This is a genomic window from Streptomyces sp. NPDC048496, assembly GCF_043200055.1.
In the GTDB taxonomy this organism is placed as follows: Bacteria; Actinomycetota; Actinomycetes; order Streptomycetales; family Streptomycetaceae; genus Streptomyces.
Map to the genome: position 1 here is coordinate 1 of NZ_JBICXB010000091.1, position 11415 is coordinate 11415.

General features: G+C 69.3%; 11 protein-coding genes and 1 pseudogene. 6 read left to right on the top strand and 6 right to left on the bottom strand.

Annotated features, from left to right (window positions below):
• Positions 1-286: 286 nt before the first annotated feature.
• The 3 genes from ACGFSA_RS33925 to ACGFSA_RS33935 all read right to left on the bottom strand — a co-directional run bounded on the left by ACGFSA_RS33925 (position 287) and on the right by ACGFSA_RS33935 (position 3110).
• Positions 287-775 (bottom strand): DUF2231 domain-containing protein, encoded by a 489-nt coding sequence (locus ACGFSA_RS33925; protein WP_393309882.1) that lies wholly within the window; start codon positions 773-775, stop codon positions 287-289.
• A 260-nt stretch (positions 776-1035) separates the two neighbouring features.
• The gene (locus ACGFSA_RS33930; protein WP_393309884.1) at positions 1036-1428 is read right to left on the bottom strand and encodes a cupin domain-containing protein; all 393 of its coding nucleotides are present in this window, start codon (positions 1426-1428) and stop codon (positions 1036-1038) included.
• Between the two features lie 59 nt (positions 1429-1487).
• Positions 1488-3110, bottom strand: a complete 1623-nt coding sequence (locus tag ACGFSA_RS33935) for an FAD-dependent monooxygenase (RefSeq protein WP_393309885.1) — start codon at positions 3108-3110, stop codon at positions 1488-1490.
• Positions 3111-3582: 472 nt separating this feature from the next.
• Between ACGFSA_RS33935 and ACGFSA_RS33940 the strand changes: the two genes are divergently transcribed.
• Together ACGFSA_RS33940 and ACGFSA_RS33945 are read left to right on the top strand one after the other, a co-directional pair.
• Positions 3583-4227, top strand: coding sequence for a TetR family transcriptional regulator (locus ACGFSA_RS33940; RefSeq protein WP_393309887.1), 645 nt, complete (start codon positions 3583-3585; stop codon positions 4225-4227).
• Positions 4228-4429: 202 nt separating this feature from the next.
• Positions 4430-4768, top strand: a complete 339-nt coding sequence (locus ACGFSA_RS33945; RefSeq protein WP_393309888.1) for a hypothetical protein — start codon at positions 4430-4432, stop codon at positions 4766-4768.
• Between the two features lie 487 nt (positions 4769-5255).
• Here ACGFSA_RS33945 and ACGFSA_RS33950 read toward each other — a convergent pair whose 3' ends face one another.
• Both ACGFSA_RS33950 and ACGFSA_RS33955 read right to left on the bottom strand, forming a co-directional pair.
• Positions 5256-5390, bottom strand: a complete 135-nt coding sequence (locus ACGFSA_RS33950; RefSeq protein ID WP_393309889.1) for a hypothetical protein — start codon at positions 5388-5390, stop codon at positions 5256-5258.
• Positions 5391-5788: 398 nt separating this feature from the next.
• A pseudogene (locus ACGFSA_RS33955) lies at positions 5789-6142 on the bottom strand (TetR/AcrR family transcriptional regulator); the annotation flags it as partial.
• Positions 6143-6332: 190 nt separating this feature from the next.
• Here ACGFSA_RS33955 and ACGFSA_RS33960 point away from each other — a divergent pair.
• From ACGFSA_RS33960 to ACGFSA_RS33975, 4 genes are all read left to right on the top strand, one after another.
• Positions 6333-7850 (top strand): MFS transporter, encoded by a 1518-nt coding sequence (locus tag ACGFSA_RS33960; RefSeq protein WP_393309890.1) that lies wholly within the window; start codon positions 6333-6335, stop codon positions 7848-7850.
• A 100-nt stretch (positions 7851-7950) separates the two neighbouring features.
• Positions 7951-8310 (top strand): hypothetical protein, encoded by a 360-nt coding sequence (locus ACGFSA_RS33965; protein WP_393309892.1) that lies wholly within the window; start codon positions 7951-7953, stop codon positions 8308-8310.
• A 247-nt stretch (positions 8311-8557) separates the two neighbouring features.
• Positions 8558-8890 carry a hypothetical protein gene (locus tag ACGFSA_RS33970; protein ID WP_393309893.1) on the top strand — a complete coding sequence of 111 codons (333 nt, stop codon included), beginning with the start codon at positions 8558-8560 and terminating at the stop codon, positions 8888-8890.
• A gap of 142 nt (positions 8891-9032) precedes the next feature.
• Positions 9033-10637 (top strand): FAD-dependent monooxygenase, encoded by a 1605-nt coding sequence (locus ACGFSA_RS33975; protein WP_393309894.1) that lies wholly within the window; start codon positions 9033-9035, stop codon positions 10635-10637.
• Positions 10638-10823: 186 nt separating this feature from the next.
• Here the strand turns inward: ACGFSA_RS33975 and ACGFSA_RS33980 are convergent, their stop codons facing one another.
• Positions 10824-10961: a hypothetical protein gene (locus ACGFSA_RS33980; RefSeq protein WP_393309896.1), complete on the bottom strand. Its 138-nt coding sequence runs from the start codon at positions 10959-10961 to the stop codon at positions 10824-10826.
• Between the last annotated feature and the right edge of the window lie 454 nt (positions 10962-11415).

The window sequence follows — 11415 nt, forward strand, 5'->3', positions numbered from 1 at the left end:
TAGCATGGGCCGCTGACGGCCTCGGAGTTTTCGCACTGGCACACACCACGTGATCATTCCGGGGCCGTCGCCATGCCCGGAAGGCAGATCGCGACTGTCACGCTTCACGCATGACCGGCCACCCGACAGGCTCTGAGCCGATGTCGCCCGACGCGTCCACCGCTCCAACACCGCCCGCTCGTCATCAGACAGCAGCAACGGTTCCAGCTTCGGGCCCCGACGAGGAACTGACGCACCAGCAGCAGAAGTCACGCAACTACTAACGATCAACTACTGGCGCAGGACACTAGTTTCTGCCAGCCGATGGTCTCGTCCAGGCGGCCTCGGCGCCGCTGTGGCCGATGCGGGCGATCTGGATGCCGCTGCCAATCACCCCGGTCAGCGCGATGATGATGAACGCGACGGCGGTGAGGCTGGAGACGGCGGGATGTTCCGCGCTCTGAGGACGGGCTTCCCGTCGTCTCAGCCAGAACAGAGCGGCTGCTCCCACGGCCAGTGCGATCACCCAAGGGAGGAGGCCGTGGGCGAGATCGGTGTGTCGGCGCACCAGGGCCGTCTGGTCGACGTGCCGCGCGAGCGACTCACCGGATTTGACGGTCACGGGCACCAGGATCAGGGCTGCGAGGCTCAGCAGCAGGGGGAGCGGGCCCGCCCACGCCCTGAACCTCGGCCAGAGCGCGGCCAGCGCGACGCTCCCGGCAGCAGCGGGCACAGCAACCACGGTGGCGTGGACGATCAGAGGGTGGGCAGGCAGACCGAAGAGTGTGTCGAGCAACGAGTCCTCCGCAAGCTCGGTGGGGCGGTGGCAGATCGGGTTCGGCCGGTGTGCAGGGTGGCGTGGGGCGGAGAGGGGCGGTGGTGTGCGCTGGCCGGCGAAGGACCGGACCGGCGGCTCTCCCGGGCGGTACAGCTTCTGCGATCTTGCCTTCCACGGCATCACCGCTGGCTGAGCGCGACAGGAGGCAGGTTGGCCCCCGCCTTTTCAGCCCTGTGCATGCGCTTCTTCCGTGCACGACTTTCCGGCATCGCGGCAGATCAACTGATCTTGGCGATGGTGAGCAGGACGGCGGCGTCTTCGACCGCGTGCAGGCTGTGGCGAGTCGGCGGTATGACGAGCAGCTCCCCTGCCCCGGCGGTCCAGCGGTCGGTACCGGAGCGCAGTTCCACGCGGCCTCGCAGCACCAGCACGGTTGCCTCACCGGGGTTGTCGTGTTCGGGGAGGGAGGATCCTGACCGCAGCGCGATGAGGTTGTGCTGCAGCACGTGGGGGTGGCCTCCGTAGAGGGACTGGATGCTGAGGCCGGTCGAGGACGAAGCGGCCTGGCTGAGATGCTCGCGGATTCTCGCGTCGAGCGGAATCGGCTGCGGTTCGCGCGCGGGCACGGTCTCGGGGGCGGTCTCGGGGGTGGGAGTGTCGTTGGTCGTCATGGTCTGCTCCTGGATCGAGTTCTGGGGTCGGGGCTGGCGGGCGGTGTTCGGCTACGGGCTCACGTGGTGTGTGAGTATCGGAAAGGCAGGGCGGTCGCAGGCAGTTGCGCCCAGACGGCCTCGGTTGTCGTCCCGGTTGCGGCGATGTACCCGTCGGGGCGCACGAGGGTGACCCGGGCCAGTTGGTCCAGTGGCTCGGCGAGCATGTCGTCGGTCAGGAAGACCAGCGGGATGTCGGCCCATCGCGGGTGGCCGGTGTGGGGGTGTGTGCCGTCCTGGCGGCTTCGCACGATCCAGGTGTGACCTGCGCGGTTGAGGCGTTCGTGGAGTCTTCCGCCGGTGTGGAGCCTCGGGTTGGGCAGTCGGCGGCCGACTGCGGTCGGTGCCGCGGAGACCTTGGTGAGCGGGCTGTTCGGGTAGCCGATTTCCAGCATTCCGACGCGGCGTCCGAGCCGTGCCTGAATGGCGGAGCGGGCGATGAGATGGGGTGCGATGGCTCCGAGTGCCCGCCGGACCAGGGGCCTTCGGGCGGTGAGCGCGCCGGTGGCGCGGGCGGTGCCCTGGACCATGGCCCGGGCGACCGGGCGCCGTTCGGCTTCGTAGCTGTCGAGGAGCGCTTTTGCCGCTCCGGCGTCCAGGTGGCGGGCGGTTGCCAGCTTCCAGATGAGGTTGTGGGCATCCTGGATGCCGGTGTTGAGGCCCTGTCCGCCGACGGGGCTGTGGACGTGCGCGGCATCGCCGGCAAGGAAGATTCGGCCCTTGCGGTAGTGGTCGACGACGCCGTGGCTGAGTTTGAACTGGGAGTCCCAGGCGATGTCGTGGCTGGCGAATTCCAGTCCCGCCCGGCGGTGGATCAGCGCGTCGAGATAAGTGGCGTCGATGGTGATCGGTGAGCCGTCCGGCGGGGTGGGGACGTGCGCGATGATCCGCCAGCGGCGCGGCTCGGGCATCGGCACGATGAGCAGCAGGCCGTCCGGGTGGAGATAGACGTGTCCTTCGTCCTCCTGCAGGTGGGCGGTGGTCTTGACGTCCGCGAGGACGAAGGTGGCCCCGGCATCTGCGCGGTTCAGGTGGAGGCCGGTTTGTTCGCGGACCCGGCTGCGGGCGCCGTCGCAGCCGATGAGCCAGCGGGAGCGGATGGTCTCGCATCCGCCGTCGGCGTACTGGATGCGCGCTTCGACCAGGTCGCCGTGGTCGGTGATGTCGTCGAGGGCGGCCTGCCACTCGACGTCGACGCCCAAGGCGGCTAGGTGCGATTCAAGGATCTGCTCGGTGGCGTACTGGGGGATCGACAACCAGTACGGGTAGGCCGTGTCGCCCCAGGGCTGGGCGAGGAGGTCGACGCGCACGGCGCGGCGGCCGGTCCCGGTGTGTGTGTTGAGGGCGGCGAACCGGGTGCCTGCGGCGACGACGGCGTCGGCTATGCCCATGGCCTCGAACACTTCGAGTGTGCGGGCGTGGACGACCAGGGCCTTGGAGAAGGTCGAGCGGCGCGGTTTGCGCTCGATGATGCGCACGCTCAGGCCGTGGCGTCGCGCCTCGCTGGCGGCGGTCAGGCCGGTGGGGCCGGCGCCGACGACCAGCACATCGACATGGACCTGCCTGTCCGCGGCTGCGGCGCGCGCGGGCTGAGTCGCTCGGACGGGCTTCAGAGGTGACTCGGTCGTGATTTCGAATGGCATAGCCAGGCTCCTGGATTTCAACGGAATGGACGCGGAGATCTGTGTGACCGTGTGGGACGAGTCGGGGTGTTCGGCCTCACGCGGGTGACGCTGTGTCGGGGTCTCGGCAGAGGCCACCGGTCAGTTGGCGAGGCCGCCGCCACGAGGGCGTCGCAGGAGCATGGCAACTGAGAGGGCGGCAACGAGGGCGACGCCGGAGGCACCGAGCAGGGCGGTGTGCAGTCCCTCGGCGAATGCGGTGCGGGCGCCGGGTCGAGGACGGGGCCGCCGATGGCGGTGGCGGCCGCGAGGGAGTCGCGGAAACCACGACGGCCAGCGCGAGGCACGTGACGGCGAGAACGACGCCCGGACGCCGAACGCGCCCTGGCGCGGCGACATCGGGCAGGGACTGGGCATCGAGCACGAGGGCGGCCTCCCTGGCCTGGCGGTCTGGCCTGCCCAGACTCCGCGAGAGAGGACTAGGATCTCAACCATGATGAATAAACCGGCCAGTCGCGGACGCCGGGCCGGCAGACCCGACACCCGCTCCCAGATCCTCGCCGTGGCCCGTCGGCGCTTCCTCGCCGACGGATACCAGGCCGTCACCATGCGCCAGATCGCCGCCGACGCCGGCGTGGACCTGGCGCTGGTCAGCTACTACTTCGGTTCCAAGAAGGGCCTGTTCGGCGCCGCGGTCACCGTCTCCGTCAACCCGACCGACGTCATCGCCCGTGCCGTGGACGGGGACTTGGCCACGCTGCCCCAGCGCGCTCTGCGCGACCTGCTCGCCCTGTGGGACGACCCCGACACCGGCGCACCGCTCAAGGCCATGTTCGGCAGCATCAGCCAGGACCCGGCCTTGGCGACCCTGGTCCGCCAGATGCTCGAACGCGAGCTGATCTCTCGCCTCACCGCCCGTCTCGGGGGCGTCGACTCTGAAAGGCGCGCCGCAGCGTTCTGCACCCAGATCGCCGGCGTCGTCGTGACCCGCTACATCCTGCGCCTGGAACCCGTCGCATCCATGCCGTCTGATGAAATTGTCCGGACCTTCAGCCCCGCCCTGCACGCCGCCCTGCGGCCCGCCCCCCACCGTGCACCACCGCGAGGGCCCCGCTCCAGCACATCGGCGCCCGCGTGATCAGCGAGGAACACGCGGCCCCACGAGCAGAGCCAGCCGACCAGTACGGCTGGACTCCAGCAGCGTTTCGCCATCTGGCCTGTTCAGAGGCATTGTCCGGAGTGTAGTTGGCTGATGGTGAGTCAGGGGCGGTCTTGCCGGACCGCCCCTCCAACGAGTGGATCGGGAACTGTCCGCACCGGGATTCGGGCAGTTTCCCAGCGTGATCGACGACCTTGCGGACGCGACCTGGGATTGCGAACTCGACGACCTCTGCCTCCGCATCGGCCACCGCTTCGGCCGCACCGACCTGCGACGCCGGATGCGTGACTACGTCCGCGCCCTGCTCGGCCCGGTCGGCAGCAAGAACGCCTGGCAGCTGGCCGAGTACGCCGGGCACTGCGCCCCCGGCGGACTCCAGAAGAGGCGCGGACCCTTGGCGCCGTCACCGCATGACAGGCGCTGCCAGGCGTCATCCGGTGCCTCGGTGATCAGCTGGTCCATGCGCCCGATCCCGGCCGGCGACTTGACCTGCTGCGATTTCTGCACGACCAGCACATAGCCGACACCAGCCTCCTCCAGCATCCGGCGATTCCCCACTCCTGACCGTAGGCGGAATCCGCGGTCACCCAGCTGATGGGCAGGTCGGAGGCCGCCGTCGCGACGAGTGCCTGCTCCACGCGCTCCAGCGTCGCGTCGAGGCCGCCGGGTGGGGCGGGGCTGGCTTCCCACCCGAGGAGCCCCTCCAGCGACGCCGCCGAGTCGCGCACCCCGTCCGCCTGCGGATCATCCGGATTGTCCGGGAACACCTTGAACAAATGCCGGTCCAGCAACTCTGAGCGACGGTGGCCGCTCGTCGGCAGTACGCCTCAGCCGAACGCCAATATGAACGTGCTGCGTGCAGGACCTGTGCTGTTGGGCGACGGACCGGCCCGTCACTTCAGCGGCGTGTCTGCTGCGGCCTGCCTCGTCAGGTTGTGCGGGGCTGGTGGCGCGGGGACTCGCGCAGTGCGAGGCGCAGGGGAGGGCCGTGGATGCGGATTATTTCATCAGGCGGCATGGAAGCGACCGGCTCGAGGCGCAGGATGTGGCGTCACGACGAGGCCGGCGATCTGTGCGCAGAACGCGCCGGCGCGCTTGCGGGCGTCCGCGCCGCCGAGCCTGGCAGCGATCTTGTCGATCATTTCCCGTTCCCTGAGTTCCACAGAAGTGGAGGCGCACTAGTCCACGAAAATCCATGCTGACCTGTACGAATGCAATGTTGATCTAGATGGGGACGTGTCACTAGGACTAGGGACACGCGCAGGTCAGAGTGTTGCCGCCCTCGGTCCGACGCCTCACTTTTGCTGGCGGCAACGAGGTGAATTGCCCTGATCTGTAAGCATATTGACTCAGTGAATGCCGGCAAAGGTAGGCCGTGTGGTGTGCCCCGGGCCGGTAGCGTAGTCCCTTACAACGCAACGCCCCAGTAGTGGACTTGACGGGTCCAGGGCCGCTGACCTGCAGTTACGCCAGCGCCTAGTGACACGCCCCGTCGTCATGCCGCCGTGCATTCCCGCAGATCGCACCCCCTTTTCGTGGACTAGGACAGCCTCGCTTCTGTGGAACCCCGGCGTTCCATCATTTCCTTGACCAGCCCGGTGATGGCCCGGTCGTGGGTGGCGGCGGCTATCAGGGCGCGCAGCGGCGCGCCCGATTCGGGGTCCTCCCACAGGGCGAGCAGGGCGCGCAGGGCGCGTTGGGGGAAGGTGACGGGGTCGCCTTCCGTGGAGCGGGCAAGGGTTTCGGTGGGGGTGGCGGTCAGCGCCAGGGTCGCGCCGAACAGGCCTTTCTTGGAGCCGAAGTAGCAGCTGACCAGGGCGACGTCCACGCCTGCCTCGGCGGCGACGGAACGCAGGGTGACCGCCTGGTACCCGCCGAGGAGAAAGCGCCGGCGGGCGACGTCGAGGCTCTGGGAGCGGGTGTCGGGGTTCCCGGCCCTTCAGCCCCGCACCGGGTATTTCATCATGGTTGAGATTGTCGAAGCAGCCGCGTGACTCTGGGCCAGTACCTGCTTCCGCAGCGAAGGGCCCTTCCCCGTGCTTTCCGACCCGCGACCGCCCGTCCCTGAGTCCCCTGGCGGAGCCGTGCGCCAGGGTGCTGTCCTGGTGATCACCTGTCTCGCTCTGGCGACCGTGGTCGCAGCGATGGCCTCGCTCAACGTGGCTCTGCCCGACATCGCACGCCAGACACACGCCGACCAGACCCAGCAGACCTGGATCATCGACGCCTACAGCCTGGTGTTCGCCTCGCTGCTCCTGCCCGCCGGGGCTTTGGGGGACCGGTTCGGCCGGCGCCGGGCGCTCATCGTCGGCCTGATCGTCTACGGGGCCGCATCCGTGCTGGCGGCCCTCACCACCGACCCGAACGTGCTGATCGGGCTGCGTGCGGTGCTGGGCGCGGGAGCTGCCTTGATCATGCCGGCCACCCTGTCGACGATCACCAGCAGCTTCCCGCGCGCCCAGCGTGCCCGGGCGGTCAGTGTCTGGGCGGCGGTCGCCGGCGGCAGTGGAGTGCTGGGGCTGCTTGCCTCCGGCCTGCTGCTGGAGTGGTGGTCGTGGCCGTCGGTGTTCTGGTTCAACGTGCTGCTCGCTGCGGTCGCGCTGGCCGGAACACTGGTCTTCGTGCCGGAGTCGGCCGAATCCCGCCCCGCGCCGCTCGATGTAATCGGCGCGATCCTGGCGGCGGCCGGCATCGCGGCGCTCGTCTACGCGGTGATCGAGGCTCCGGTGAACGGCTGGAGCGACCCTGTCACTCTCAGCGGAATCGCCCTCGGCGTGCTCGTCCTCGCCGGCTTCGTCGCCTACGAGCTGCGCCACCGGCACCCGCTGCTCGACCCGCGGCTGTTCCGCAACCGCCGTTTCGCGGCCGGCTCGCTCTCCCTCACGCTGCAGTTCTTCGCCCTGTTCGGCTTCATGTTCGTGGTCATGCAGTACCTGCAGCTGGTCCGCGGCGACAGCGCACTCACCGCCGCCCTCAGCCTTCTCGCGATGCCCATCGGGATGATCCCCGCCTCCCGGCTCAGTCCGCTGCTCACCCAGCGCCTGGGTGCTCGAGGCCCCTGGGTCGCAGGGCTGCTCATGCTCGCCACCGGCCTGGCCGTCCTGGCCCACCTGGACGGCGCCAGCTCGTACGGGCACATCGCTGCCGGTCTGATCCCGCTGGGCGCCGGACTGGGGCTGGCGATGCCCCCGGCCACCACCGCCATCACCGACGCCCTGCCCAAGGAACTGCAGAACGTCGGCTCCGCCGTCAACGATCTGGCGCGCGAACTCGGCGGCGCGCTGGGCATCGCCGTTCTCGGCAGCCTCCTGACCGCCACCTACCGCAGCGACCTCCACCTGACCGGCGTCCCACCCAACGTCGCCGAAGCGGCCGAGTCGTCGCTGGCCGGCGCCGCCGCCGCAGGCGGCGCGGTCCTGCAGCAGGCTCAGGACGCGTTCATCACCGGGCTGCACGCCGCCCTGTTCGGCGGCGCCATCACCGCCGTCGCCACGGCCGTCGCCGTGGCCGTCCTGCTCCGCCGTCGCCGCACCCCCGCCGACAGGACCTGCCCCGCTCCTGCCGATCCGGTGACGCACAGCGAGCGGGAGGCGACGGAATGAGGCCTGACCACGCCCGCTCGGCAGCAGCCCCGGTGCCCACCGTTGCGCTGCACCGAAGCTTTCCGAACAAACTCGCGCTGCGGTGCAGAAAGGAGCTCTCATGACCACCCCATCCCACCGCTCTTCGGACGAGGCCGCGGAAGCCGTGTCACTGGACGTCCTCACAGAACAACTGCTGTCCGAGGCAGCAGCCTCGAACGCCGGCCGGGCAGCCCGGACGGTGGCCGCCCTGCCGGGTCTACGGGCCACCCTGATAGCCCTGGACACCGGACAGGAACTCGCCGAGCACCAAGCACCCGGCGCCGCCCTCCTCGCCTGCCTGACTGGCAGGGTGCGGCTGGCCACCACCGAGAGGGAATGGGCCCTGCACCGGCGCACCCTCATTCCCGTTCCCCCCGAGCGCCACCAGCTCATCGCCGACACCCCAGCCGTGGTGATGCTCATCGTGCGGCTCGACTGAGCGAGCCGCACGAAGGCCCCACCCTCGGGACCCTCCCGCCCCGCACTCCTCTTCTGCGCAGACCTCGTCACCGCTGTGCATCCGGCCATCGCCCTGATGACCACCGAAGACGTACCAGTCGATACCAGTAGCGAAAGAAAGGCATATGGCCACCACACGATCCCCTGGCAGCACACGTGTCAGGCGCCCGGGCACGGGGCGCGTGCAACCGCCCGACAACCGATTCGCACGACGCCACCGCAAGACGGTGACCGCGCTCGGGGCCGGCCTCGCAGCGGCGTTGTTCTTCTTCGCCGGCGTGGGAGTCGCGGCGCTGGTGATCACACAGCAGTTGAAGTCCAACATCGGCAAGCTCGCCGCCGGCTTCCCAGCCGACGCCCAGCCGCCGGGCGGAGCGAACGGCATGCCCTTCGGGCCTCCGACCTCCGAGGGATCCGGCGAAGACCTCAGGGGCTGGGCAAAGGAGCAGGGCCTGTCCGACGGCCTGCCCGACCAGATCCTCCAAGCGCTCCACCAGCGGTACCCCGACGGCGTGCCCGGGGAGGTGAAGGACAAGGTCAACCAGCAGTTCGGAGGCTGAAAGCACTACCGCCCAAGCCGCCGGTGCACGCCTGCCCGATCGGGCGGCGGGCGATCAGCGCGAGGCTGACTTCCGCACACGCGAACGGATCGCCCGCCTTCCCCCGGGTTCCGCCTGAACTTCCTGCGCGAGGAGACGACCGTTGTCCTTCGGACCCATGCACGAGTACGACATCCAGAACCTTCGGGAGGCAGAACCGGGAGCCGGGCACCGCAACGACATCGACGTCCTGATCATCGGCGCCGGCCCCACGGGGCTGGCCGCCGCCTGCGAAGCTGTACGCCACGGCCTGAGCGTGCGCATCGTCGACCGCAAGCCCTGCCGCTCCACCTTCTCCACGGCGCTGGTCGTCCACGCCCGCACCATGGAGATCTTCGAAACCATGGGCGTGGCCGAGGAGATCCTCGCCGAAGGCGCCCGTTTCACGGCTCTCAACGTGCACACCCGGCGCCGCTGCCCAGTACGTGTGGATCTGCTCGGGCTCCCCTGGGGCGACACGGCCTATCCCTTCTGGCTGTCGATCCCCCAGTACGCCACCGAACGCGTTCTCGAGTCGCATTTCAACCAAGGGGGCGGCAAAGTCGAGTGGGGGGTTGCGCTGGAGGAGATCCACGACAACGGCGCCCACGTCAAAGCCACACTCGAACACGGCAACTGGAGACGCGAGGTGGTGCGCGCGCGCTGGCTCATCGGCTGCGACGGCGGCCGCAGCCGCGTCAGGACCGCCGCCGGCCTGCGCCTCGACCGCTCGGACACCGGGGCCTCCTTCGTCCTGGCCGACGTCAAGACCACCTCACCCCTCGTCGAGGACGAAGGGCACGTCTTCCTCGCACCAGAAGGCCTGCTGCTCATCGTGCCGATGCCCGAGCCCCTCCGATGGCGCATCATCGCGCACGTACCGCAGGCCCGGCAGGAAACGTCCCTGCTCATCGACGAAGGCTTCCTCGACGACCTGATCCGACGGCGGTCGGGGATCGAATTCGGCAGCCACGACATAGCGTGGACATCCCAGTTCCAGCTCAGCTACGGCCTCGCCGACCACTACCGCCGGGGACGGGTCTTCCTCGCCGGCGACGCCGCCCACATCCACAGCCCAGTCGGCGGCCAAGGGCTCAACACCGGGGTCCAGGACGCCCACAATCTGCTGTGGAAGCTCGCCGCAGCCCGGCGGGCCGGCACGGCTACGGCGGGCGGCCTGCTCGACAGCTACGAGGCCGAACGGCGGCCGGTCGCACATGCCATGGGGCGCGGCACTGCCCGTGCGACCAGCGCACTCACCACCCGCAAGGGTGTACCCCGCGCCCTGCTCGGCCTCCTGGCGCCAACCGTCCTGGCCCGACCATCGGTTCAGGCACGATTCGGACGTGGCGTCGGCATGCTCGACATCACCTACGGCTCCCCTTCACCGGCTGCCGGTGCCGCCCCCACCGTCGACCGCCGCATGCCCAACCCGCAACTGCGCAACGGTGGACGGCTCTACCACAGACTCGCACCCCTCGGCTTCTCCTGGATCGCACGGGGACGTCCAGGCGAGATGCACCCTGACTCCGGCGATCCGCGATGGGCAGGAATCCCCGTCGTCTTCCTGCCCGACGAGGAACTCGAGGATCTGCCCGGCCTGGCCGAGGTAGCGCCTGTCGTGCTGGTCCGACCCGACCGCTACATAGCAGCCATCGGCCGCTCTCCGGCATCCGTTCTCTCAGCGGTCGAGTCCCCGGTACTCCTGTACGCCACCCTGCACGGCTGACGGCCCCACGACGGTCGGCCAGAGCTCTTTCACTGGTCTGCAGTCAAGCCGGAACACCAGTACAAGGTGCCGCCAGGTGCCTGATATCGCACGCAGGACTGGGCATCAAGGTCGCCCCCGTCGCGCCCGGCAACTATGCAACCGACTGGGCCAGTTCCTCCTCCGTCCAGGCCCAGTCCTGCCCGCCTACGACGGCGTACGCGAAACCATCGCCGCCGCCTTGGCCGACGCCCCGGTGGGCGACCCCGCCACCGGCGCGCGCTGCTGAAGACCGTCGACGCCCCCGCTGCGGGTCTTCTTCGGCACCTTTCCCCTCCAGGTCATCCACCGGATCTACGCCGAGCGGCTCAAGACCTGGGACGACTGGGCCGAGATCTCCGCCGAAGCCGAAGGCGCCCAGGCCTGAGTTGCGGACAGCAGCGGCCGGGGAACGGGCGAGTCCTATGCCCGGCTGCTGCCCCTGGCGCAATCCGTATGCCCAGCGGCATTCCTGCCCGGCCATGACCTGCTCGTGATCGCGCTCACCGACGACAAAGGACGGCTGATCTGGGTCTCCGCCGCCCGCCCGGGACGCAAGTCGGAGATGGGTGCAGATCTTGTGGGGGTGCCTCGTTGGGGTGATTCACGGGGGTTTGGGATGTGGCCGGTCGTGTCGGCTTCTACCGTGGGAGTGTGAAACTAACGGCTCTGACAAGATTTTCGTAGCCGTTGATCGACTTTGCGGTATCGGCCTCGGTAAGTGCCTTGGTGGGGGAGGCTGGTGGCGTGTGATGTCGAG